The 22,556-nt window shown below is 72.0% G+C and carries 24 protein-coding genes; 15 read left to right on the top strand and 9 right to left on the bottom strand.

Annotation, left to right across the window (positions count from 1 at the left end; all coding sequences use genetic code 11):
* Entirely contained in the window at nt 1-756 is a 756-nt protein-coding gene (locus ABD126_RS17125) for an ABC transporter ATP-binding protein (RefSeq protein ID WP_343934846.1), read from the bottom strand.
* A 414-nt stretch (nt 757-1,170) separates the two neighbouring features.
* Here ABD126_RS17125 and ABD126_RS17130 point away from each other — a divergent pair, with 414 nt between their 5' ends.
* Nucleotides 1,171-1,515 carry a DUF742 domain-containing protein gene (locus ABD126_RS17130; protein ID WP_343934847.1) on the top strand — a complete coding sequence of 115 codons (345 nt, stop codon included), beginning with the start codon at nt 1,171-1,173 and terminating at the stop codon, nt 1,513-1,515.
* A 306-nt stretch (nt 1,516-1,821) separates the two neighbouring features.
* Here the strand turns inward: ABD126_RS17130 and ABD126_RS17135 are convergent, their stop codons facing one another.
* Nucleotides 1,822-2,559, bottom strand: a complete 738-nt coding sequence (locus ABD126_RS17135; RefSeq protein WP_343934848.1) for an anti-sigma factor family protein — start codon at nt 2,557-2,559, stop codon at nt 1,822-1,824.
* A gap of 5 nt (nt 2,560-2,564) precedes the next feature.
* Nucleotides 2,565-3,128: a sigma-70 family RNA polymerase sigma factor gene (locus tag ABD126_RS17140; protein WP_343934849.1), complete on the bottom strand. Its 564-nt coding sequence runs from the start codon at nt 3,126-3,128 to the stop codon at nt 2,565-2,567.
* 178 nt (nt 3,129-3,306) lie between these two features.
* Between ABD126_RS17140 and ABD126_RS17145 the strand changes: the two genes are divergently transcribed.
* From ABD126_RS17145 to ABD126_RS17180, 8 genes are all read left to right on the top strand, one after another.
* Nucleotides 3,307-3,876: a hypothetical protein gene (locus ABD126_RS17145; protein ID WP_343934850.1), complete on the top strand. Its 570-nt coding sequence runs from the start codon at nt 3,307-3,309 to the stop codon at nt 3,874-3,876.
* 9 nt (nt 3,877-3,885) lie between these two features.
* Nucleotides 3,886-4,656 (top strand): DUF4142 domain-containing protein, encoded by a 771-nt coding sequence (locus tag ABD126_RS17150; RefSeq protein ID WP_343934851.1) that lies wholly within the window; start codon nt 3,886-3,888, stop codon nt 4,654-4,656.
* 142 nt (nt 4,657-4,798) lie between these two features.
* Nucleotides 4,799-5,638: a ferredoxin gene (locus ABD126_RS17155; protein ID WP_343934852.1), complete on the top strand. Its 840-nt coding sequence runs from the start codon at nt 4,799-4,801 to the stop codon at nt 5,636-5,638.
* Between the two features lie 25 nt (nt 5,639-5,663).
* Nucleotides 5,664-7,349, top strand: coding sequence for an NAD(P)/FAD-dependent oxidoreductase (locus ABD126_RS17160; RefSeq protein WP_343934853.1), 1,686 nt, complete (start codon nt 5,664-5,666; stop codon nt 7,347-7,349).
* Nucleotides 7,350-7,403: 54 nt separating this feature from the next.
* On the top strand, nt 7,404-8,609 hold the full coding sequence (locus ABD126_RS17165; protein ID WP_343934854.1) for a glycosyltransferase family 2 protein: 1,206 nt from the start codon (nt 7,404-7,406) through the stop codon (nt 8,607-8,609).
* A gap of 35 nt (nt 8,610-8,644) precedes the next feature.
* Nucleotides 8,645-8,824: a hypothetical protein gene (locus ABD126_RS17170; protein ID WP_343934855.1), complete on the top strand. Its 180-nt coding sequence runs from the start codon at nt 8,645-8,647 to the stop codon at nt 8,822-8,824.
* A gap of 118 nt (nt 8,825-8,942) precedes the next feature.
* On the top strand, nt 8,943-9,668 hold the full coding sequence (locus tag ABD126_RS17175; protein WP_343934856.1) for a D-Ala-D-Ala carboxypeptidase family metallohydrolase: 726 nt from the start codon (nt 8,943-8,945) through the stop codon (nt 9,666-9,668).
* Between the two features lie 39 nt (nt 9,669-9,707).
* Nucleotides 9,708-10,160, top strand: a complete 453-nt coding sequence (locus ABD126_RS17180; RefSeq protein WP_343934857.1) for a YkvA family protein — start codon at nt 9,708-9,710, stop codon at nt 10,158-10,160.
* A 35-nt stretch (nt 10,161-10,195) separates the two neighbouring features.
* Here the strand turns inward: ABD126_RS17180 and ABD126_RS17185 are convergent, their stop codons facing one another.
* Nucleotides 10,196-10,897 carry a lysophospholipid acyltransferase family protein gene (locus ABD126_RS17185; RefSeq protein ID WP_343934965.1) on the bottom strand — a complete coding sequence of 234 codons (702 nt, stop codon included), beginning with the start codon at nt 10,895-10,897 and terminating at the stop codon, nt 10,196-10,198.
* Nucleotides 10,898-11,150: 253 nt separating this feature from the next.
* On the opposite strand from ABD126_RS17185, the gene ABD126_RS17190 reads away from it, so the two are divergent.
* From ABD126_RS17190 to ABD126_RS17205, 4 genes are all read left to right on the top strand, one after another.
* Nucleotides 11,151-12,329: a PP2C family protein-serine/threonine phosphatase gene (locus ABD126_RS17190; protein ID WP_343934858.1), complete on the top strand. Its 1,179-nt coding sequence runs from the start codon at nt 11,151-11,153 to the stop codon at nt 12,327-12,329.
* Nucleotides 12,329-13,828 (top strand): sensor histidine kinase, encoded by a 1,500-nt coding sequence (locus ABD126_RS17195; RefSeq protein WP_343934859.1) that lies wholly within the window; start codon nt 12,329-12,331, stop codon nt 13,826-13,828. The genes ABD126_RS17190 and ABD126_RS17195 overlap by 1 nt, the downstream gene beginning before the upstream one ends.
* A complete protein-coding gene (locus ABD126_RS17200) occupies nt 13,821-14,258 on the top strand; it encodes a response regulator (RefSeq protein WP_343934860.1) in 438 nt (145 codons plus the stop codon). Before ABD126_RS17195 ends, ABD126_RS17200 begins: the two co-directional genes overlap by 8 nt.
* A gap of 96 nt (nt 14,259-14,354) precedes the next feature.
* A complete protein-coding gene (locus ABD126_RS17205; protein WP_343934861.1) occupies nt 14,355-15,125 on the top strand; it encodes an alpha/beta fold hydrolase in 771 nt (256 codons plus the stop codon).
* Here ABD126_RS17205 and ABD126_RS17210 read toward each other — a convergent pair.
* Together ABD126_RS17210 and ABD126_RS17215 are read right to left on the bottom strand one after the other, a co-directional pair.
* Nucleotides 15,110-16,111: an MBL fold metallo-hydrolase gene (locus ABD126_RS17210; RefSeq protein ID WP_343934862.1), complete on the bottom strand. Its 1,002-nt coding sequence runs from the start codon at nt 16,109-16,111 to the stop codon at nt 15,110-15,112. The genes ABD126_RS17205 and ABD126_RS17210 overlap by 16 nt on opposite strands.
* 42 nt (nt 16,112-16,153) lie before the next feature.
* Nucleotides 16,154-16,444 (bottom strand): GNAT family N-acetyltransferase, encoded by a 291-nt coding sequence (locus tag ABD126_RS17215; RefSeq protein ID WP_343934863.1) that lies wholly within the window; start codon nt 16,442-16,444, stop codon nt 16,154-16,156.
* Between the two features lie 36 nt (nt 16,445-16,480).
* Here ABD126_RS17215 and ABD126_RS17220 point away from each other — a divergent pair, with 36 nt between their 5' ends.
* Nucleotides 16,481-17,521, top strand: a complete 1,041-nt coding sequence (locus tag ABD126_RS17220) for an LLM class flavin-dependent oxidoreductase (protein WP_343934864.1) — start codon at nt 16,481-16,483, stop codon at nt 17,519-17,521.
* A gap of 310 nt (nt 17,522-17,831) precedes the next feature.
* On the opposite strand, the gene ABD126_RS17225 is transcribed toward ABD126_RS17220, so the two are convergent.
* Nucleotides 17,832-19,883: a UvrD-helicase domain-containing protein gene (locus tag ABD126_RS17225; RefSeq protein WP_343934865.1), complete on the bottom strand. Its 2,052-nt coding sequence runs from the start codon at nt 19,881-19,883 to the stop codon at nt 17,832-17,834.
* Between the two features lie 147 nt (nt 19,884-20,030).
* Here ABD126_RS17225 and ABD126_RS17230 point away from each other — a divergent pair, with 147 nt between their 5' ends.
* Complete coding sequence (locus tag ABD126_RS17230) at nt 20,031-20,201, top strand: Rossmann-fold NAD(P)-binding domain-containing protein (protein WP_343934866.1); 171 nt, start codon at nt 20,031-20,033, stop codon at nt 20,199-20,201.
* A gap of 43 nt (nt 20,202-20,244) precedes the next feature.
* Here the strand turns inward: ABD126_RS17230 and ABD126_RS17235 are convergent, their stop codons facing one another.
* Both ABD126_RS17235 and ABD126_RS17240 read right to left on the bottom strand, forming a co-directional pair.
* Nucleotides 20,245-21,051 (bottom strand): ABC transporter ATP-binding protein, encoded by an 807-nt coding sequence (locus ABD126_RS17235; RefSeq protein ID WP_343934867.1) that lies wholly within the window; start codon nt 21,049-21,051, stop codon nt 20,245-20,247.
* A gap of 100 nt (nt 21,052-21,151) precedes the next feature.
* Nucleotides 21,152-22,471 carry a lysine N(6)-hydroxylase/L-ornithine N(5)-oxygenase family protein gene (locus ABD126_RS17240; RefSeq protein WP_343934868.1) on the bottom strand — a complete coding sequence of 440 codons (1,320 nt, stop codon included), beginning with the start codon at nt 22,469-22,471 and terminating at the stop codon, nt 21,152-21,154.
* Nucleotides 22,472-22,556: the final 85 nt, after the last annotated feature.

A 22,556-nucleotide genomic window follows, 5' to 3' on the forward strand; every position in this document is an offset into this window, starting at 1 on the left:
CTACACCACGACCAGTTCGTCGCCGTCGAGGTTCTTCATGGTCTCCAGCACGGCGTCCGCGGTCGGCTGGTGCAGCTCGCGCACGATGCGGCCGTCGGCGAGGAAGATGACGCGGTCGGCGTAGGACGCGGCGTTCGGGTCGTGCGTGACCATCACGACCGTCTGCCCGAACTCGCGCGCCGACCGCTGGAGGAACGCGAGGACCTCCGCGCCGGACCGGGAGTCGAGGTTGCCGGTGGGCTCGTCGGCGAAGACCACCTCCGGCCGCGACACCAGGGCGCGGGCGCACGCGACGCGCTGCTGCTGGCCGCCGGAGAGCTGGGTGGGCCGGTGGCTGAGCCGGTCGCGCAGGCCGACGGTCTCCACCACCGTGTCGAACCAGGCCCGGTCGACCTTGCGGCCCCCGATCGCCAGCGGCAGCGTGATGTTCTCCTCGGCGGTCAGCGTGGGCAGCAGGTTGAACTGCTGGAAGATGAACCCCACCTTGGTGCGCCGCAGGTCGGTGAGACCCTTGTCGCGCAGGCCGTTGACCTTCGTCTCGCCGATGAACACGTCACCGGAGTCGATGGTGTCCAGGCCCGCCAGGCAGTGCATGAGCGTCGACTTGCCCGAGCCCGAGGGCCCCATGATCGCCGTGAACCGCCCGCGCTCGAAGTCCACGCTGACCCCGCCCAACGCGGTGACCGCGGCTTCACCGGTCCCGTAGGACTTCCACACGTCCACCGCCCGCGCGGCGGACTCCGTCTTGCCCGTCACCAGATCCTCCAGTGCCCCTCATGACGGCACGCGCCGTCCCGCACCATCGTCCACGGGCGCGGCTGAGAGCGGCTCCGGTCTCAACCCTGAACCGTTCTCAGGGAGAACCCCGGGCTCAACATCAAACCTTCGTCAACAAGTGTTGTGAGAGCGCTCTAGCCCCTTCTAGCGTTCCGGCCGTGACCAAGAACGCCACCCCCATCGGCTGACGACCCGATCATCCCACCGTTAGCACGCCGGTTCAGACACCCTTGGGAGGCAACAGGACACAGTGCGTGGCGGCGACACGCGATCTGTCCCACATGCCGGGAAAACCGAGACAGGAGCCACTGTCGGCGTTAGGTTCTGGCACCGTCAGCCACCCTGACCGCCCGTGCACGAAGATCGTTTAGCCGACCGCTTGAGGAGCTGGTGGTGTCAACCTTCCGGGTGCGCCCCTACACCAGGACCGGCGGGCGGACGCGCTCGACGACCACACTGGCGATCGAGACGATCGTGTCGACGAACGACCGGGTGGACCGCGACGCCCTGACCTCCACAGCGGAACACCGCGCGATCAGCGACCTGTGCCGCCACCCGCACTCGGTGGCGGAAGTGGCGGCCAGGCTCCGCCTCCCGCTGGGCGTGGTGCGGGTACTCCTGGCGGACATGTCCGCGATGAGCCTGATCAACGTGCACGAACAAGCAGGCGCCGAAAAAGACGGCCGCCCCACCCTGGAACTGATGGAACGAGTCCTGATGGGCCTCCGCCGCATCTAACCCCGCCCGCGCCACACTCCGCGCGCAGCGCGGTCTCCTCTTCGGCTATCAGCCACAGGAAGGGCCTCGGTTCGTTCCCCGTACGGCCTGGGCGAAGCCCAACCGCGCTTCAGCCTCCTTTGCAACCACGCTTCACCGGTTGCAAAGGAGGCTGAAGCGCGGTTGCCTCCGGCAGGCCGTACGGGGAACGAACCGACGCCCTTCCACCCCCGGGGGCCTGCCGCGCGGCGAGCGCCGCTTTCAGCTTTCAGCTTTTCGCTCTTCGCTCTTCGCTCTTCGCTTCGACCCTAAGACCTTTGTGGACACTCAAGCGGTAGGCAAGCGGACCAGGGTCGAGCCTTCCTTGGCGTCGCGCACCACGAACTCCGAGATCTCGTGCCACTTCATCCCGACAGACCCGTTGAGCCGCACCGGATCCTTGTCCCCACCACCGGACCCGACCTGCCACGACCCGACCACCACGGTCTCGCCCCCGCGCCCCCGAGCCACCAACTCACAGCGCGTGGGACCCTTGGCCCCCTTGACTTCCAGCACCACCGAGGTGCCCCACGACTCGGGCACGGCGCTCAACCGCGCCCACACCCCGGTGGCCGGATCGGTCCGGGTGACGGTGCCGGAAACATCGGACTTCGCGACCGCGCTGGGCCCCGGCACCGTCGAGGACTGTTGTGCGGAGACATCCCCGGAAGGACCGGAAGGCCCGGACGACAGGCCGACCGTCACCACGGCGGTCAGCACGACCAGCAACACGGCCGCGGCGGCGGCCAGGAGCACCGTGTTGCGTCGTCGTCGGGCCCGGTCCTCGGACACGGAGTCCAGCATCGCGCGCACCGACCGGCCGTCCGGTCGTTCACCCGCGGCTCCGCGCAGCATGCCGTTCGCGTCGGCTTCGTCCAGCAGGTCCGGCAGCACGGCGAAATCGCGCAGGTCCAACGCGCAACGGCGGCACTGGGCGAGGTGGTTCTCGAAGGCGTCTACCTCGTCCTCGTCGAGGATGCCGAGGACGTACGCCGCCACGTCGACGTGGTCCGGACGCGAAGTCACCGAAGTCAGCCCCGATCCTGCAACGCCCGCCGCAGGGCGCGAAGCGCGTAGTAGACCCTGGACTTCACCGTGCCCGGGGGAACCCCGAGCACCGCTGCGGCTTCCCCGACGGTCCGATCCCTCAAGTACGTTTCGAGAATAGCCTCCCGGTGCTCCTCCGTCAGTCCGTTCATCGCCTCTGCCACCACTATCGCCGCCAGGGTGCGGTCCGCTTCGTCCCGCACCGGGGCCTCGTCGGACGGCGTCAACTCCGACTCCTGCGGTCGGACGCTGCGCTTGCGGCGGTCGTCGATGACCAGCCGCCGGGCGACGGTGAACAGCCAGGAGCGGAGCAGGACGGGGTCCCGTTCCAGCTTCTCGGCGTTGCGCCACGCCCGAACCAGCGTCTCCTGCACGATGTCCTCTGCCCACTGCCGGTCATTGCCCGTCAACCGCATGGCATGCCCGAGCAGCGCGCTGCCGAACTCCTGGTAGAGCCTGCGGATCAGCTCGTCTTCCAGGCTGAGGTCCGGCCAAGCGTGTTCTCTTGGGGGTTGAGTGCTGCGTCTGTGCCGCGCCACGCCGAGCATCCAAGCGCGCCAACCGGTTCCGCGTCGAGTGTTTCGGGTGAGAAAAAGTCGCCGATCTGTTTTTGAACCGTCACCGCATCGTGTCCGTACTCCCCGGTATCCGCTTCGAAGGCACGGCCGGGACACCTCCGCCGCTGCTCCCTTCGGCGGAACCCGCCAGCAGGAGAAAGGACGAACGATGCGCGGTCGACGTTTCCGGGAGGCACTGCGCGCCGTTCCGGCCGCCGGGGCATTGTTGCTGGTCAGCGCCTGTGGCGCGACCGGCACGGGTGCCGCGGGCGGCCAGGACGGCGCGGTCGGCGCCGGCTCTGGCACGACGACTCTCCAGCAACAGCCCGAATTCAGCAAGGAGCCGCACCAGATGCTGTCGGCGACCGAGTCGAAGCAGGTGGGCTGGTTCGTCGCGGACGCCGGCGGGTTCGCCCTGTACCGGTACGACAAGGACACCGCGAAACCGCCGAAGTCCAATTGCGACGGGGAATGCGCCAAGACCTGGCCGCCGGTGCTGGTCGGCGAGCACACCATGACGTCCGGTGTGGACCCGACGACCGTCGGCTCGGTGACCCGCGCGGACGGCAAGAAGCAGGTCACGCTCGCCGGCTGGCCCCTGTACCGGTACATGGGCGACAAGAAGGCCGGCGACATCACCGGGCAGGGCAAGGGCGGCACGTGGTTCGCCGTCACCCCCGAGGGCAAGAAGGCGCAGGCCAACGACGGGGCCGCGCCCGCGCAGGGCGACGGCTACTGAGGGAAACCCATGTCAGGCAAGCGATTCGCGGCGCTCGTGCTGGCCGCGCAACTCCTGCTCGCCCCGGCGCTGCTCGCCCCGGCGCTGACCGGCACGGCGAGCGCCGACGACCCGGCCGCCCCGGGCGCGATCACGCAGACCCCGCTGGGGCCGATCACCGAGCTGGACAAGGAACTGCTGGTCAAGGTGCGCCTGGCGGGCCTGTGGGAGATGCCCATGGGCGACGAGGCGCAGACCCGCGCGGGCAGCCAGCGGGTCAAGGAAGTCGGCGCGCAGCTCATGAGCGACCACACGTTCCTCGACGAGCGCGTGGTGCGGCTGGCCGGGCAGATGGGCGTGCCGATCCCCGACGAGGCCAACGCCGACCAGCAGTCCTGGATGGCCGAGATGCGCTCGCGCACCGGCGCGGCGTTCGACGAGTCGTTCGCCAACCGGCTGCGCGCGGCGCACGGCGCGATCTTCCCGGTCGTGTCCACGGTCCGCGCGAACACCCGCAACGAGGCCATCCGGCAGTTCGCCCAGATCTGCAACCAGGTCGTCCTCAAGCACATGACCCTGTTGGAGAGCACCAACATGGTCACCGAGATGGGGCTGTCCAAACCGGTGCCCGCCGGTGGCGCGGCCCCCGTGCAGGGGGCGGTGAACGCCGACCCGCAGCGCGCCGCGCAGGTCGGCGCGACCGGCCCCGACCCCGTGACCGTCCTGTTGATCTGCCTGGTGGGCGCGGTGGTGACCATCGCGATCCTGCGCCTGCTGCGGCCCAAAGCCGACGTGAAGTGAAAGGAGGTCCACACCGGAGCACTCCCCATCGCGGAAGAAGCACACACCCCTCACCCCGCCCGGGGCGGTCGTGACCACTCCTGCGCGGCCGTTCCCGGGCGGGCCGCCGCAACCCTCCTCCCGCCAACCCGGAGGTCGACAAGTGTTCTCCCAGGTCCCGCTGCTGGTCGCGCAGGCGGCCGGCGGCGACCACGACGCCGGGGTGCGCCACGTCGCGCAGATCTCGGCTCGCCTGGCCTACGCGTTCATGTGCGCGACCCTGTGCTGGGGCGTCCTGATCGCGACCGGCTGGGCGAACAAGCTCACCGGCAGACAGGGGCTGCGCAACAGCCACATGGTGCTCGCCACCGCGGCCCTGTCCTTCGGTTGCCTGCACGCCTTCGCGTTCACCCTGCTCAAGATCGCCCCGTTCAGCTTCGTCGGGATCGCCGTGCCGCTGGTCGGCGGCGGGCTGTTCCGGCACGCGCTGGGCATCGTCGCGCTGGAGGTCATGCTGGTCATCGCGTTCACCGCGGGCCTGCGCAAGAAGATCTACTACCGCAAGTGGTTGCGGCTGCACCAGCTCGCCTACCCGGCCGTCGGCCTGGGCGTGGTGCACTCGTGGTTGGGCGCGATCGCCAACGGCAACCTCGCCGTGCTGTGGCTGGCCGGCCTGACCATCCTGATCCCCACGGTCACCATCGCCCTGGCCCGCTTCCTGCCGCCGCACGTGCTGGTGCGGCTGGGCATGCTGGAGCCGGAGCCGGGGTTCGAGCCCGAGCCGGACGGCGCGGGCGGCAGCGCGCTGGACGTCAGCGTGGACAACGAGCGCTGCCACCGCTACGGCATCTGCCAGGCCGAGGCGCCGGGCCTGTTCCAACTCGTCGACGACGAGCGGCTGCGCTACGAGCGCCGGCCGCCACCCGAGCTGTTCGCGAAGGCGCGGGCCGCCGCGCGAGCGTGCCCCATGCGCGCCATCGAACTGCGGGAGCGTGTCAGGTGAGCACCCACGTCCGGGGCGGTGCCCGGTGAAGAACGAGGAACGCGTCGTCATCGCGGGCGGCGGGCTGGCCGGGTTGCGGGCCGGGGAACGGTTGCGCGAGCTGGGGTTCCAGGGCGAGATCGTGATCGTCAGCGCGGAGCGCCACCTGCCCTACCACCGGCCGGCGCTGTCCAAGGAGGCCATCAACGGCGAGCTGCACGCCTCCGACCTGCGCCTGACCATCAGCCGCGAGCTCAACGCGATCTGGCGGCTGGGCACCGCGGCCACCCACCTGGAGACCGACCGGCGCGTGGTCGGCCTGCCCGGCGGCGAGGAGCTGCGCTACGACGGCCTGATCATCGCCACCGGCGTCGAGCCCCGGCACCTGCAGGGCGCGCCGCGCCAGGACCCGCGCATCCACGTGCTGCGCACCGTGGACGACGCGGTCGCCATCAAGCAGGCCATCAACTCCACGCAGGGGCTGGTGGTGGTGATCGGCGGCGGTCTCATCGGCTGCGAGATGACCGCTTCGGTGAAGATGATGGGCCGGGACGTGGCCATCGTGAGCCGGTCGAGCACGCTGCTGGGCAGCGCGGTCGGCAAGAACATCGCGGACACCGTCACCGAGGCGCACCGGGCGCGCGGCGTGCGGATGGCGATGGGCGTGAAGATCCGGCACTGGATGCCGCAGGCGGGCGGGGTGGCGATCCACCTGTCCGACGGCCAGGTGTTCGTCGCGGCGGTCGTGGTGATCGCCGTGGGCGCGTCGCCGTCGGTGGCCTGGCTGCGCGGGTCCGGGCTGGTGCTGGAGGACGGGGTGCTGTGCGACCCCACGTGCCACGTGGTCGGCGCGTCCGACGTGGTGGCCGCGGGCGACGTCGCGCGCTGGCCCAACCTCCGGTTCGGAGGGCAGCCGCGTCGGGTCGAGCACTGGCTCAACGCGGTGGAAATGGGGCGGGCGGCCGCGGAGAACCTGTTGGCGGGCAGGGAGGGATCGCGGCCGTTCACCCCCGTTCCCCGGTTCTGGACCGAGCAGTACGGGATGCGCATCCAGGGGTCGGGGCTGCCGTCGATGGGCAAGGACACCACGACGCTGGCCGGGTCGAAGAAGGACCACCGGACCATCACCGGGTTCGTGGACGGCGGGCGGCTGGTCGGCATGGTCGGGCTGGACGCGCCGACGGCGATGATCAAGCTGTCGATGGAGCTGTGGCGGCAGAACCGGGTGCCCGAGGCGGACCGCGCCCGCCGGGTCCCGCAGCACCTCGCACCCCCGGAACGCCTGGCCGACGGGCAACACCCCGACGCGCAACACCCCGGCCGGCAGCACCCCAACACCCAACGCCTCAACCCGCAGCACCCCGACGCGCAACACCCCAGCCCGCAACACCCCAACCCACAGCACCCCAACAGCCAACGCCCCGACCCGCAGCGGCCGGTCGCGGCCGACCCGGGCTTCGCCGCCACGCAGGGCTCCGGCTACGGCCGACCCGTGCCACCCGACCCGGGCTTCGCCGGTCCGAACGGCTCCGGCTACGGTCACCCGGTCGAGCAGCCCCGGCGGCCGACGCGGTCCGAGCAGAGCGGCCGGCACGAGGTGCCGGACTACGAGTTCCCCCGCCAGCAGCAGGACTCGCAGCCGCTGCCCATCCCGCCGCACGCCCCCGTCGTGCGGTCCCGGACGCACCCCCGGCCCCTCGCCCGCACCGGACCGAGGGCAAGACCCCGGTGAGCTGTTACCTCACCGCCGTGTTGCCGTAACCCGCGGCACCAAGCATTCGGACCCATGAACCGAACCACCGTCGTCGGCATCCCCGCCCGCGACGAGGAGCGCACGGTCGGCGCGGTGGCCCGGGCCGCCGACGCCGGCCTGCACCTCGCCTTCCCCCGCGGGACCAACGTCGTCGTGCTCGCCGAGAACGGCAGCACCGACGGCACGGTGCGGCGGTTCGCCGAGGCGCCGCTGCGCGCCCGCAAGGTCGTGGCCAGCTCGCCCGGCGCGGGCACCGGCAAGGGCACCAACGTGTTCGCGATCATCGACCGGGCGGTGGAGCTGGACGCCGACCGGGTGTTGCTGCTCGACGCCGACGTCCGGTCCACCGAACCGGAGTGGGTCGGGCGGCTGGCGGACGCGGTGGCGGGCGACGAGCCCGCGCTGGCCGTGCCGTCCTACCGGCGCGACCGGTTCGAGGCCAACACCACCAACCACCTGGCCAGCCCGCTGCTCGCGGCGGTGTACGGGGTGCACGTCGAGCAGCCCATCGGCGGCGAGTTCGCGTTCAACCGGGCGTTCCTGGAGCGGGCCGCGACCTGGTCCCGGCCGGACAGCGCCTACCTGTACGGCATCGACGTGTGGCTGACCGCGAACGCGTTGCGGGAGCACGTGCGCGTGGTGGAGGTGCCGTTGGGGCGCAAGCTGCACAACTCGCCGTTCCCGAAGATCCTGCGGCTGCCGCAGCAGGTGCTGGACTCGCTGTTCCACGTCGTGCTGACCACCGACCGGGTGCGTCCGCCCGGCGCGGGCGTCCCCCGGGCGCGGGCGGCGGTGGACGGCGCGGCGGTGCGGCAGGACCCGGCCGTGGTGGCGCGGGTGTCGGCGGCGGTGGGCCGCTACCTGGACGTGCACCTGGCCGACGTGCGGACGTTGTTCCCGGCGGCCGGGGAGGTCGGGCCCGCGCCGTGGGGCCTGCGGGTGACCGCCGAGGAGTGGCCGCACGTGCTGGCCGACGCGGTGGCGGCGGTCGCCGGCGGGCGGTTCGAGGCGGCGCGCGACCACCTGGTGGCGCTGTACGTCAACCGGGTGCTGACCTTCTGGGAGGAGATCGACGGGCTGTCGGGCGCGGAGGTGGACCGGTTGCTGGACCGGCAGGCCGCGCGGACCGTCGCCGCGGTGCAGGCCAGGCGGGTGGAGCTGGGCGGCGCGGCCGGGCCGCGGGAGTTCGACGTGCGGCGCTGGGCGGGGTTCGACGACGAGGCGCCCGTGCCGGCGTGAGTAACGACCGGGCGGTCGTGAGCGCTGTTCAGGTCATGAGATCGACGCGGGAGAAGTCGCTGGTCGCGTTGGCCGTCGTGTTCCTCGCGGTGGCCGCGTTCAACGCCGTCTTCGCCCTGTTCGACAACGTGGCGTGGCGCAGCGTGACGGCGGGCGCGTGCGCGGTCGCCTCCGCCGGGCTCCTGTTCGTCGCCCTGACCGAGCACCGCCGGTGACAGTTGTTCACACACTGTTGAACAGGTGTGAAATCTTCAGACATTCGGGACAGATTGACGCCCGATCCCGACCTCCGCCAGGCTCCGAGGTCCGTCCCCTCGCAGTCTGGAGGTCCCTGTGCTCCGACGCTTCGGATCGATCATCACCGCGTTGTCACTCGTCCTGGTAGGCCTCGTGTTCGGCTCCGCACCGGCACAGGCCGACGGCTGCTACACCTGGACCCGCACCCTCTCCCAGGGCGCGACCGGCGCGGACGTGCGCCAACTCCAGATCCGCCTGTCCGGCTACCCCGGCTACGGCGGCGTCCTCGCCCTCGACAGCTCCTTCGGCCCGGCCACCCGCTCCGCCCTGATCCGCTTCCAGCAGGCCTACGGGCTGGCCGCCGACGGTGTCGCGGGCAGCGCCACCTACAACAAGCTCTACGCCCTGCAGGACGACGACTGCACCCCGGTCAACTTCACCTACGCCGAGCTGAACCGCTGCAACTCCGACTGGTCGGGCGGCAAGGTCTCGGCGGCCACCGCGAAGTTCAACGCCCTGGTGTCGATGTGGAAGCTGCAAGCCATGCGGCACGCGTTGGGCGACCAACCGATCACGGTCACCAGCGGGTTCCGCAGCATCGCGTGCAACAACGCCGTCGGCGGGGCGTCGGACTCCCGGCACCTCTACGGCGACGCCGTGGACCTCGGCGCGGGACCGCACTCGCTGTGCCGCCTGGCCCAGCAGGCCCGCAACCACGGGTTCAACGGCATCCTCGGGCCCGGCTACCCCGGTCACGGCGACCACACCCACGTCGACCACCGGTCCAGCCGGTTCTGGTCGGCCTCGCAGTGCGGGATCTGACGACCGTGTGAGTCCGGCGTTTCCGGATACCCTGGGCGTGTGATCTTCCTCGGCGTCATGCTCGCCGCGATCGGGGTGTCCACCCTGGTGTGGCGCGATGCCGACCTGTTCGGGCTGCCCCCGGCCGCGGTCGGCATCGCGCTGCTCGTCCTGTCCGCCGCGTCCCTGGCCTACGGCGTCGTGCGCCGCCGGCGCCGGTGGACGGTGGGCGGCGAACCCGCGCCGGTCGGCTCGATCGTCGACCGCGCCAAGGCCCTGCCCCGGCTGCTCAAGCGGCGCAAGGAGTACGGCCTGCCCGGCAGCCGCCTGGCCCAGTGGGGCTTCGCCCTGGTCTACCTCGTCTCCCCCATCGACATCCTGCCGGAACTGCTGCCCGTGGTCGGCATCACCGACGACGCGGGCGTGGCGGTGTGGCTGCTGACCAGCCTGTCCACCGCCGCCGGCCAGTACCTCAACTGGGAGCGCTCGAAGCAGCGCCAGCGCGAGCCCTAGCGCCGCCGGCACGTCCACGCCGGTGGGGGCGAGCGTCACCGGCTCCCGGGGTGCGGGAGCTGCCGCACGTCGGCGAGGAGGGCGGTGACGGCGTCCATGATGCGGGTGGTGGCCTCGTCCAGGACGGTCTTGCCCAGGCGCTGGTCGTAGAGGTCGGACAGGTCGACCGGCGGGCCCGCCACGACGTGCACCTTCGTCCACGGGCGGGGCAGGAAGCGGCCCGGCGCGAGCAGCCGGCGGGTGCCCCACTGCGCCACCGGGACGACGGGGGTGCGGGTCTGCAGGGCCAGGCGGGCGACGCCGTTCTTGCCCTTCATCGGCCAGCCGTCGGGGTCGTCGCTGAAGGTGCCCTCGGGGTAGACGATCACGCACTGGTCGTCGGCGAGGGAGGCGCGGGCGGTGTCCAGCGCGCGGCTCGCCTGGACGGTGCCGCGGTCCACCGGGATGTGCCGGCCGCCGGACATCACCCATCCGATGACGGGGGCCTTCCACAGGCTGGCCTTGGCGAAGTACCGCGGGACCCGGCCGGAGGCGAGCGCGAACGCGGTCAGCGTGACGGGGTCGGCGAAGGAGAGGTGGTTGGACGCGAGCAGCACCGGCCCGCGCCGGGGCACGTTGTGCCGCCCCACCATCCGCATCCGCACGAAGAAGACGACGAACGGCCACAGCACGTCGATGGCCACCGAGTACCAGAACCCCCGCCCGCGTCGGGGCAACCGCGGGGTCAACGCCACCATCTGCGAGAAGCTCACCCGCCCATCTTCACCTGCTCGTGCCGGGTCGAGGTGCGGCGGGGTGTCGGGTCCGCGTGGGTGGGGCGGCGTGCGGGGCGGGTCGCCCGTCAGTCGTCCACGCGTAGCCGGCCCGGTGCCGACCGTCGTGGGCAGGCCGCCGCCGACCCCACCAACCGCCACCCGGCCGACCGGACCAACGCAACCCGCCGAACCGCGTGGGGCGCGGGTGATCGCTGTTCGGCTAGGGTCCCATGCCGTGACTGGGCTCAGCGGCGCGGACCGCATCACGGTGCTGCTCGTCGAGGACGACGAGGGCGACGCCGTGCTGGTCGAGGCGCTGTTGGAGGAGGTCGGCGCGGACGTCGAGCTGCACCACGTGCGCACGCTGCGGGAAGCGACCCGGCTGCTGGCCAAGGTGGACTGCGTCCTGCTCGACCTCGGCCTCCCCGACACCACCGGCCTCGACGGCCTCACCCGGCTGCTCTCGGTGTCCTCCCCACCCGCCGTCATCGTCCTCACCGGACTCAACGACGAACTCCAGGGCGAACGCGCGGTCGCCGCCGGCGCCGAGGACTACTTGGTCAAGGGCCAGGTGGACGGCCCGCTGCTGCTGCGCGGCATCCGGTACGCGGTCGGCCGCAAGCGCGCCGAGGAGACCCAGCGGCAGTTGCGCGACGAGCAGCTGCACGCCGCCGAGAAGACCCGGCTGGAACGCGGCCTGCTGCCCACCCCGATCCTGCACGGCCCGGACCTGGGCGTGGAGGTCCGCTACCGGCCCGGCGGCAGCCGGATGCTGCTCGGCGGCGACTTCTTCGACGTCGTCCGCACCCGCGACGGCACGCTCCAGGTCCTGATCGGCGACGTCTGCGGGCACGGCCCGGACGAGGCCGCGCTGGGCGTGCTGCTGCGCATCGCGTGGCGGGCGCTGGTGCTGGCCGACCAGGAGCCGTCGCGGGCGCTGCGCACGATGCACGAGATCCTGGAGCACGAGAGGCACCAGCCGGGCCTGTTCACCACCGTGTGCATGGTGTCCATCGCCCCGGACCGCAAGTGGGCCCGCATCTACCTGGCCGGGCACCCCGAGCCGATGCTGCTGGTCGGCGACCGGGTCACCGAGCTGCCCCGCGACCGCGCCGGCCTGCCGCTGGGCGTGCTGCCGGACAGCACGTGGAGCGGCCTGGACGTGCCGCTGCCGCCCGGCTGGTCGCTGCTGCTCTACACCGACGGCCTGGTCGAGGGCCGGGTCAAGGGCGACCCCGAGCGGCTGGGTTCGGAGCGCCTGATCGGGCTGATCGACGACATCACCCGCGACCGGCCGGACTGGGCGCGCGACCCCGCCGGGCTGCTGGACTCGCTGATCTCGCGGGTCAAGGAGCTCAACGGCGGCGAACTGGACGACGACATGGCCGTACTGCTGATCTCGGACCAGGGCTGATGGACTACCGCACCCGCTGGCCGGCGAGCCGGCTGCTCGTGGCCGCCGTGGCCATCCTGATCATCGTCTGCGCGAGCGCGATCGGCGGCGTGGCCGTCGCGCTGATGGGCCTGACCGACGCGCGGACCGTCCTGCTGGACCAGGTCGGTCCGGCCCGGCGCGTGGTGCAGGAGGTGGACGGCGCGCTGGTCGACCAGGAGAGTTCCGTCCGCGGCTTCGCGCTCACCGCCAAGGAGGAGTTCCTCGACGGCTACCGCGCCGGGCAGGAGGTCGAGGCCGACGCGCTGGCCGAGGCCCGGCGGCTGCTCACCGAGGTCCGCCCGGACCTGGTCGCGCGGGTCGACGCCATCTCCCGGCTGACCGCGAACTGGCGCGCCGAGTACGCCGAGCGGATCGTCGCCCAGATCCGCGCCGCCGACAGCCCGCAGGTCGACGTGGCCGGCACCGAGCGCGGCAAGGAGGTCTTCGACAACCTGCGCGGCGCGGTCTCGACGCTGGAGGCCGAGCTCGCCGGTGACGCGGCCCGCGCCCGCACGGACCTCGACGCCGTCGCCGACCAGGTGTTGTTCCTGGTCATCGGCCTGGGCGTGCTGCTGGTGGTGATCATCACGGCGGTGGCGGTGGTGCTGTACCGGATCCTGATCCGGCCGCTGTCGGTGCTGGCGGGCCAGGTGCGCGAGGTGTCCTCCGGCGACTTCGAGCACGTCGTGGAGACCGGCGGGCCGCGCGAGACGGTGATGCTCGGCGAGGACGTCGACGCCATGCGCACCCGCATCCTGCGCGACCTGGAGGACCTGCGCCGGTCCAACTCCGAGCTGGAGCAGTTCGCCTACGTCGCCTCGCACGACCTCCAGGAGCCGCTGCGCAAGGTCGCGAGCTTCTGCCAGCTGCTGGAACGCCGCTACTCGGGCCAGCTGGACGAGCGCGGCGAGCAGTACCTGCGGTTCGCGGTGGACGGCGCCAAGCGGATGCAGGTGCTGATCAACGACCTGCTGGCGTTCTCCCGGGTCGGCCGGCTCACCCGCGAGCACACCCTGGTCGACCTGAACGAGACCCTCGCGCAGGTCCTCGACAGCTACTCCGAGGTCATCGAGCGCACCGGCGCGACGATCGAGGCCGCGGAGCTGCCGACCGTGCGCGGCGAGGCGTCGCTGCTCGGCGGCGTGTTCGGCAACCTCGTCAGCAACGCGTTGAAGTTCCACGGCGAGGACCCGCCGGTGGTGCGCATCGGGGTCGAGCGCACCGACGACCACTGGACCTTCACGGTGAGCGACAACGGCATCGGCATCGACGCCGAGTACGCTGAACGGATCTTCGTGATCTTCCAGCGCCTGCACCACAAGGACGACTACCCGGGCACCGGCATCGGCCTGGCGATGTGCCGGAAGATCATCGAGTACCACGGCGGCACCATCTGGTTGGACACCGGTGGCGGCACCGGCACGACGTTCAAGTTCACCTTGCCGGCAGTAGAGGACACCGAGGAATCCGATGAATGACTCCCTGAACGTGGTCGACGTGCTGCTGGTGGAGGACGACCCCGGCGACGCCCTGATGACGCAGGAGGCGTTCGAGCACCACAAGATCCGCAACCAGCTGCACATGGTGCGCGACGGCGTGGAGGCCCTGGAGTTCCTGCGCCGCGAGGGCCAGTACGCCGACGCGCCCCGGCCGGGGCTGATCCTGCTGGACCTGAACCTGCCGAAGATGGACGGCCGGGAGGTGTTGGCGCAGGTCAAGGCGGACGAGTCGCTGCGCACGATCCCGGTGGTGGTGCTGACGACCTCGGAGGCGGAGGAGGACATCCTGCGCTCCTACAACCTGCACGCCAACGCGTACGTGACCAAGCCGGTGGACTTCGACCGGTTCATCGAGGTCGTGCGGCAGATCGACGACTTCTTCGTGACCGTGGTGAAGCTGCCCCGCTGACCGGTTCCGGCGCCTTCGGGAGCTGCACGCCCGGAATTGTCGGTGCTCCCGCGTACGGTCTCCTCGAAGATCCCGAACCAGTTCGAGGAGGCGAAGATGTCCACCGTGACCTCGGCCGATGGCACGACCATCGGCTACACGCGCACCGGCTCCGGCCCGCCGGTCGTGCTGGTGGACGCGGCGAGCTGCTTCCGCGGCAACGGCCCGATGGACGCCCTCGCCGAAGCGCTGGCCCAGGACTTCACCGTCTTCACCTACGACCGGCGGGGACGCGGCGAGAGCACCGACACACCGCCTTACACGATCGGGCGCGAGGTGGACGACCTGCGGGCGGTCATCGACGCGGCCGGCGGGTCGGCGGGCGTCCACGGGTTCTCGTCCGGGGCGGTCCTGGCGCTGCACGCCGCCGCGGCGGGCGCGCCGATCACCCGGTTGAGCCTGCTGGAGCCGCCGCTGGCCGACGACCCGGTGCCGGAGGTCGACCTCGTCGCCGAGCTGGAGCAGCTGGTGCGGGAGGGCCGCCGGGGTGCCGCCGTGCTGCGGTTCAACCAGGCCATCGGCGTGCCCGAGGAGTTCGTGGCGGGCCTGCGGCAGTCACCCGCGTGGCCCGCGCTGGAGAAGCTCGCGCACACGCTGGTCTACGACCTGGCGATCACGGGCACAGCGCCCGACCTCACAGCCGTGCGGGTGCCGGCGCTCGTGGTGGACAGCGAGCGGTCCGACCCGCGCCTGCGCGAGTGGTCCGACGGCGTGGCCCGGCGCCTGCCCGACGCCACCCGCGCCACACTGCCCGGCGAGTGGCACGGCGTGGGCCCGGATGTCCTCGCCCCGGTCCTCGCGGCCCACTTCGGTCAGGCGGCGGCGTAGACGTCCACCCCGTCCACCGCCTCGACCCGGACCAGGCCGCGGCGCACCAGGACGTCCAGGTGGGCGGCGGTCTCGCCGGTGGCCAGCACGCGGTTGAACAGGTCCAGCTCGTCGAACCGCCGGTCGCGCCGGGTCCAGCCGAGCTTGCGGGCCGTCTCGAACGCGGTCCCGGTGCCCGAGCGGACGGCGGCCAGGGTCGCGTCCAGGCGCTGCTCGTGGTGCGCCAGCAGTTCGTCCACGCGGGCGTGGCTGGAGTCGGTCACCGGGCCGTGCGCGGGCAGCAGCCGCAGGTCGGGGTAGGAGCGGACGAGCCGCAGGGAGTCGAGGTAGTCGCCCAGCGGCAGTTCCGGGCGGGCCGGTTCGAACCCGATGGAGGGGGTGATGTGCGGCAGCACGTGGTCGCCGGCGAACAGCAGTGACGACTCGACGTCCACGAACACGACGTGCCCGCGCGTGTGGCCGGGCGTCGGCAGCACGCGCAGGACCCGCTTCTCCAACCCGAGGTCGGTCTCGGTGAGCCACTCGTCGGGCTCCTCGTAGTCGCGCAGCTCGGCCTCGCCGACCGCCTCGACCGCCTTGCGCCACCGGTCGGCCAGCTCGCCGCCGCCCCAGCGCAGGAGGTTGCCCAGCTGCCCGTCGCGGGTGCGGCTGATGATCCGCCGCATGGACGGCTGCTCCCCCAGCCCCAGCGCGACGCGCGTCCCGAACCGCCGGCGCAGCGCCACGGCCAGGGTGTAGTGGTCGCGGTGCAGGTGGGTGACCAGGAACCGCCGGATGTCGGCGAAGTCCCGCCCGAGCGCGCCCAACGCGCTCTCCAGCGTCCGTTCGCCCTCCGCCAGCGCCCACCCGGCGTCGACGAGCACGAGCCCGTCGCCGTCCTCGATCGCGTAGACGTTCACGGTGTGCAGGCCGTCGTTGGGCAGCGGCAGCGGGATCCGGTGCACACCGGGCGCGACCTCGAAGACTCCGGGCTCGGTCCACTCCATTCCCGGATACTACTTGCCGGTAACCTCCGGCGGACGCGGGTGCTACCCCGTGACGACGTCCGCGAGTTCCGGGTGCTTCTCCAGGTAGCCGCGCACGAACGGGCACTGGGGCACGACCTTGAGCCCGCGCTCGCGCACGTCGGCGAGCGCCTGCTTCACCAGCGCGCTGGCCAGCCCCTTGCCCTCGACCGCGACCTCGGTGTGGGTGAACACGATCCGGTCGGGCTCCAGGACGTACTCGGCGAACCCGCCGAGCCGGCCGTCCAGGTGCACTTCGAACCGGGACAGCTCGCGGTTGTCGGACACGGTGACGGCATCATGATCGAGGCTCACGACGCCCACCGTAACCGCGCGGTGCAAGATTGCGCGATGGACGTCTACCTGCTGATCCTGGGCGACCACCTGCCGGACCCGAGCACCGGTCGGGTGGTGAGCGAGGCGCAACGGCTGCGCACGATCGTCGAGCAGGCCGTGGTGGCCGAGGAGGCGGGGTTCACCGGCGTCGCGATCGGCGAGCACCACTTCACCCGCTACATCGTCTCCGCGCCGGAACTGCTGCTGGCCACCATCGCCGAGCGGACCACGCGGCTGCGCCTGTCCACCGGCGTGACCCTGCTGGCCCACCACGACCCGGTCCGGGTGGCCGAGGAGCTGGCGACCCTGGACGTCCTGTCCGGCGGGCGCGCGGAGATGATCGTCGCGCGCGGGGTGTCCCAGCGGACGGACGCGGCGTTCGGCGTGCAAGACGACCTGCGCGCCCGTTTCGACGAGAACCTGCGCCTCCTGCTGCGCCTGCTGGAAGAACCGCACGTGACCTGGAACGGCCGCTTCCGCAGCCCCTTGGTGGACGTGACCACGACCCCACGACCCCTCCAACAACCCCGCCCGCTGGTGTGGATCGGCAGCGGTTCGGCGGTGTCGGCGGACCTGGCGGTCGAACTGGAACTCCCCCTGATGCTGCCCAGCACCCTGCGCGACCCCAACACCCACCGCGCCGTAGTCGAGCGCTACCGAACAGCCATGACCACCCGAACCGCGCGCGGCAGCGGCCAAGCGGCGATCGGCGGGGGGCGGGTCGCGTTGCCCAGTCACGTGTTCGTGGCCCCGTCCGCCGCCCGCGCCCGCGAGGTGTGGCGTCCGCACCTCGCGGCCTACGCGCACTTCGCCGATCCGTGGCGGGGTGACGGCGACGTGGACGTGGACGTGCTGATGGACGGCGCGGCGGTGTGTGGGGACCCGGCCGAGGTGACCGAGCGGCTCAACGACCTGGGGCGCCTGCTGGGCCTGGACGCCCACCTGGTGATGGTGGACATCGGCGGGCTGCCGCACGGGGCGGTCCTGGACACGATCCGCCTGTTCGGCGCGGAGGTCCTGCCCAACCTGAAAGCCCCGACCACCGCGCCCGAGTGACCGGGCCGGGCGGCGAGGTCCGGCTGACCGGGGCCGGCTGACCGGGGCCGAGCGACCGGGGCCGAGCGACCGGGGCCGAGCGACCGGGGCCGAGCGACCGGGGCCGAGCGACCGAAGACGGGTGACCGAAGCCGGGTGACCCAGCGGTCCGCCCGCCCGCCCTCCTCATCTACGGGACGCGTGAGTCGGCGGTTGGTCGCGGATCCTGCATGTCACACGATTGGGTGAGACCGCGAAACCGCTCCCTACCTGCGCGAACGGGTGGCGCGCCGTCCCGTCCAGACGGCGCGCCAACCCGACCCCCGGGCCGTCAGTGGAAGGCGGCCAGTGCGGCCAGCCTGGTGGCCGCCGGGTCGCCGCGCCGCACCACCACCAGTTCGCGCGTGGCCCGGGTCAGGGCCACGTACCGCTCGGCCGGCGACATGCGCTCCGGCTCCACGACCACCACCACGTCGAACTCCAACCCCTTGGCCGCGCGCGGCGTGAGCGGGCCGTCCGGTGAGATCACCGCGAACGTCCCCGACTCGCCGCGCAGCCGCGACACCACCGACAGGTCCGACACCACCATCTCCACCGGCGGCGATCCCCGGCGCACCGACCGCGGCGGCTCGGCCGACGCGTCCACCTCCGCCAGCGCCGCCGCCGCGTAGGACATGATCTCCGCGGGCGTCCGGTAGTTCACGGTCAACCGCCGGTACGCCCACCGCTCCCGCACGTACGGCGCCAGCACCGCCTCCCACGACCGCACCCCGGCCTCCGCCTGCCGCTGCGCGAGGTCGCCGACGATGGTCATGGAACGGTTGGGGCACCGCCGCATCAGCACCCGCCAGTCCATTTCGGACAGTTCCTGCGCCTCGTCCACCACGACGTGCCCGTACGTCCACTCCCGGTCCGCGGAGGCCCGCTCGGCGACGGTCCGGTGGTCGAGTTCGGCGTGCCGGTCGGCCAGCCACTCGGAGTCCAGCAGGTCGGTCGCGCGCAGCTCGTCGTCGGTGTCGTAGAAGCCCTCCAGGTCCAGCACCTCCAGCACGCCCCGGGCGTACGCGACCTCCGCCGCCCGCTCGCGCTCGGCCGCCCGCACGGCCTCGTCGGTGGTCCCGAGCAGCTCCGCGGCCTCGTCCAGCAGCGGCACGTCGGCCACCGTCCACGCCCGCCCGGCCTCCCGGTACAGCTCGGGGTAGCCCAGCGCCAGGCACCGCCCCTCGTACAGGTCGCCCAGCAACGCCTGCGGCGTGAGCACCGGCCACAGGGCGTCCGCCAGGGACCGCAGGTCGGCGTTGTGCGTCAACTCCCGCCGCACGTCCGCCGCCAGCTCCGGCCAGTCGTGCCCGATCAGCGCCAGCGCCGGCGCCACCAGCACGTCGACCAACGCCGCGAAGAACACCGGCCGCGCCTCGTTGTGCCGCAACCCGCTGGCCCGCGCCCGGTCCCGCGCGACCGCCACCAATCCGGCGTCCACCGGCACGGTCACGTCCTCCAGCTCGACCGGCACCGGCTCGACGGGCAGCTCCTGCCGGTCGGCGACGGCCTCCCGCACCAGGTCCACCGCGGCCAGCCCGCCCTTGAGCCCCTGCACCTCGGGCGGGTCCTCGCGGCGCGCCCGCACGCCCGGGAACAGCTCCCCCGGCGTCGCGAACACCACGTCGGTCTCGCCCAGCGACGGCAGCACGTCGCCGATGTAGCGCAGGAAGCCCGGGTTGGGCCCGACGACCAGCACGCCCTGGCGCGACAGCCGTTCCCGCTGCGTGTAGAGCAGGTAGGCGACGCGGTGCAGCGCGACGGCGGTCTTGCCCGTCCCCGGACCGCCCTCGATGACCAGCACGCCCCGGTGGTCGAGCCGGATCACCTCGTCCTGCTCGGCCTGGATGGTCGCGACGATGTCCCGCATGGTTTCCGTGCGCGGCGCTTCCAGGGCGTCCAACAACGCCGTCGCGTCGAGTTGCAGCTCGTCGTCGTGGAACCCCTCCAGCGCCCGCCCGCGGGTGCGGAAATGCCGCCGCCGGGTCACGCCCTCCGGATTGGCGCCGGTGGCCGTGTAGAACGGCCGGGCGACCGGCGCGCGCCAATCGGTGAGCAGCGGGGCGTAGTCGTCGTCGGGGTCGAACAACCCGATCCGACCGATGTAGGCGCGGCTGCCGTCGACCCGGTCGATGCGCCCGAAGCACAACCCCTCATCCGCCACCCGCAACCGGCTGACCTGCTCGGACAACGTCCGCACCGCCACCTCCCGGTGCCACCGCCGCTCGTGCGCGTCGAGCAGCGCGGCGTCCAACCGCGCCTTGGCCTCGGCCCGCTCCCGGTCGAGCCGCTCGTACAGGAAGGAAATCCGCTGCCGTTCGCTGGACAATTCTCCTGTCGTCACCCTTGCCCCCTGTGATACAATGGATTTGTATCGCATTACAGCCTCATTCCCGTATTTGAGGCGAACCTCCTTTTTAGCACGGCTTCCGCCATTCTCGGCGTTCCCGTTCGGGTGATTTCGCGCGGCGCGTTGCGGCACACTGCGGGCATGGGGTTCCTGGACGGCAAAGCGGGAGTGATCACCGGCGCGGGCAGCGGCCTGGGCGAGGCCTACGCGCGCCACGCCGCGCGGGAGGGCGTTTCGTTCGTGGTCAACGACCTGGCCGGGGTCGAGCGCGTCGTCGCCGACATCCGCGCGGACGGCGGTGTCGCCCTCTGACCCCCGAAAGCCCCGAAGCCCCGAGAACGCCGGAACTCGACGCTCAGGACGCGATGGCGACCCGTTGCCGGCGCAGCGGGACGACCATCGGCGTCCCCGTCTCCGGGTCCTCGATCACGCGGCACGGCAGGCCGAACACGTCCTCGACCAGTTCGGCCGTCACGACGGTCGCCGGGTCGCCCTGCGCCACCACGCCCTCGCCCGGCTTCATGGCGATCAGGTGCGTGGCGTACCGGCACGCCTGGTTAAGGTCGTGCAGGACCGCCACCAGCGTGTGCCCGCCGTCCTCGTGCAGGTCGGCGCACAGGTCGAGCACCTCGATCTGGTGCGCGATGTCCAGGAACGTCGTCGGCTCGTCCAGCAGCAGGATCGACGTCTGCTGCGCCAGCACCATCGCGAGCCACACCCGCTGCCGCTGCCCGCCGGACAGCTCGTCGACCTGCCGGTCGGCCAGGTTGTGCACGCCGGTCAGCCGCATCGCCTCGGCGGTGATCCCCTCGTCCTCCGGCGACCACTGCCGCAGCAGCCCCTGGTGCGGGTACCGGCCGCGCGCGACCAGCTCCCCCACCGTGATCCCGCCGGGCGCGATGGACGACTGCGGCAGCAGCCCGAGCCGGCGCGCGACCTCCTTGGAGCGGTAGGAGGCGATCGCCGCGCCGTCGAGGTAGACGGTGCCCGCGCGCGGCTTGAGCATCCGCGCCAACGCCTTGAGCAGCGTGGACTTGCCGCACGCGTTCGGACCGACGATGACGGTGAACGACCCGTTGGGGATCGCCACGTCCAAGCCGGCGGCCACGAGCCGTTCGTCGTAGGCCAGCGTCAGGCCCTCGCCGCGCAACCGAGAGGTCATCCACCCGCTCCCTGGATCGAACGTTTAGGCGAGGCTAACCGAACACCGGCCTGTTGTGGAGACCGGCCCCCGGACCGGAAAACATCAGTCCACAAAGGACCTAACTGCTCGTCGCCGCGTACGCGGGCTGCTCGGGCACCACCGGCTCCCGCCGCTCCAGCACCGACGACAGGATCTCGGCCACCCGCACGGACGTGTTGGACAGCAGCGACGACGAGATGCCGTGCGTGTGCTCGGTCCCGCCCTGCAGGTACAGCCCGCCCTCGACGCCGTCGTCCGTGCCGACCCGGTAGTCCCGGCCCACCCGCAGCCGGCCGTCCGCGTCGCGCCGGCACCGCGCCGCCAGCTCGCCCAGCAGGCCCGTCGGGTCCGCCTCGCGGTAGCCGGTGGCGTAGACGATCGCGTCCGCCTCCAGCACCTCCCGCTCGCCGGTGGACAGCGACTCCACGGTCACCCGCACCCCGTCGACGGTCTCCACCAGCTCCACGACCCGCGACAGGTTCAGCACCCGCAGCCGCCGCACGCCCAGCACCTTCTCCCGGTACACCCGGCGGTACAGCTCGGCGATCAGGTCGTTGTCCACCACGGCGTAGTTGGTGTTGGCGTGGTAGCCCACGAGCTTGCGCTTGACGTCCTCGGGCGCGGCGTAGAAGTCGTCCACCGCGCCCGGGTCGAAGATCCGGTTGGCGAACGAGCTGTCGTCGGCCGGGCTGTAGCCGTACCGCGCGAACACCGCGCACACCTCCGCGCCGCGGAACCGCTCGTGCAGGTGCGCCGTCACCTCCGCGCCGCTCTGCCCCGCGCCGACCACGACCAGCCGCCGCGGGTCGGTCAGCGCCTCGACCTTCTGCAGGAAGTCCCGGTTGTGCCACACCCGCTCGGACGCCTCGACCCCGTCGGGCAGGTTCGCCCGCAACCCGGTCGCCAGCACGAGGTTGCGCGCCCGCCGCACCTCGACCTCGCCCGCGGACGTGCGCGAGCCGACGTCGAAGTGCGTCACCACGCCGTCCTCCAGGACCGGGCGCACCGACACGACCTCGTGGTCGTAGGACACCAGGTCGTCCACCTGCCCGGCGGCCCACTCGAAGTAGTCGTGGAACTCCACGCGCAGCGGGAACAGGTTCTTGTGGTTGACGAAGTCGACCAGCCGGCCCTTGCCGTGCAGGTAGTTCAGGAAGCTGAACGGGCTGGTCGGGTTGCGCAGGGTCACCAGGTCCTTGAGGAACGACACCTGCATGGTCGCGTCGTCCAGCAGCATCCCGCGGTGCCAGCCGAACCGGGGCTGGCGCTCCAGGAAGTGGGCCGTCACCACGTCTTCGGGGCGCGCGGAGGCGTTGTACTCGGTGACGGCGATCGCGAGCGCCAGGTTCGAGGGCCCGAAGCCGACGCCGAGGACGTCGAAGACAGGTGGCTGTGGCATTTCTGTCCCATCGGTGCGACAACAGGGAGATCGAACTTTGGTTACCCTAACCTAAGTCCGCGCACGGTGGGAGTGATCCGGACCT

The organism is Saccharothrix mutabilis subsp. mutabilis, assembly GCF_039521145.1.
Classification (GTDB): Bacteria; Actinomycetota; Actinomycetes; order Mycobacteriales; family Pseudonocardiaceae; genus Actinosynnema; species Actinosynnema mutabilis.

Coding starts and splice junctions, on each gene's coding strand:
- ABD126_RS17185 (WP_343934965.1), bottom strand. CDS start 10,897: ATGGTGGCGTTGACCCCGCGGTTGCCCCGACGCGGGCGGGGGTTCTGG.
- ABD126_RS17240 (WP_343934868.1), bottom strand. CDS start 22,471: ATGCCACAGCCACCTGTCTTCGACGTCCTCGGCGTCGGCTTCGGGCCC.
- ABD126_RS17195 (WP_343934859.1), top strand. CDS start 12,329: ATGGACTACCGCACCCGCTGGCCGGCGAGCCGGCTGCTCGTGGCCGCC.
- ABD126_RS17150 (WP_343934851.1), top strand. CDS start 3,886: ATGTCAGGCAAGCGATTCGCGGCGCTCGTGCTGGCCGCGCAACTCCTG.
- ABD126_RS17140 (WP_343934849.1), bottom strand. CDS start 3,128: ATGCTCGGCGTGGCGCGGCACAGACGCAGCACTCAACCCCCAAGAGAA.
- ABD126_RS17205 (WP_343934861.1), top strand. CDS start 14,355: ATGTCCACCGTGACCTCGGCCGATGGCACGACCATCGGCTACACGCGC.
- ABD126_RS17230 (WP_343934866.1), top strand. CDS start 20,031: ATGGGGTTCCTGGACGGCAAAGCGGGAGTGATCACCGGCGCGGGCAGC.
- ABD126_RS17170 (WP_343934855.1), top strand. CDS start 8,645: ATGAGATCGACGCGGGAGAAGTCGCTGGTCGCGTTGGCCGTCGTGTTC.
- ABD126_RS17200 (WP_343934860.1), top strand. CDS start 13,821: ATGAATGACTCCCTGAACGTGGTCGACGTGCTGCTGGTGGAGGACGAC.
- ABD126_RS17145 (WP_343934850.1), top strand. CDS start 3,307: ATGCGCGGTCGACGTTTCCGGGAGGCACTGCGCGCCGTTCCGGCCGCC.
- ABD126_RS17220 (WP_343934864.1), top strand. CDS start 16,481: ATGGACGTCTACCTGCTGATCCTGGGCGACCACCTGCCGGACCCGAGC.
- ABD126_RS17165 (WP_343934854.1), top strand. CDS start 7,404: ATGAACCGAACCACCGTCGTCGGCATCCCCGCCCGCGACGAGGAGCGC.
- ABD126_RS17235 (WP_343934867.1), bottom strand. CDS start 21,051: ATGACCTCTCGGTTGCGCGGCGAGGGCCTGACGCTGGCCTACGACGAA.
- ABD126_RS17210 (WP_343934862.1), bottom strand. CDS start 16,111: ATGGAGTGGACCGAGCCCGGAGTCTTCGAGGTCGCGCCCGGTGTGCAC.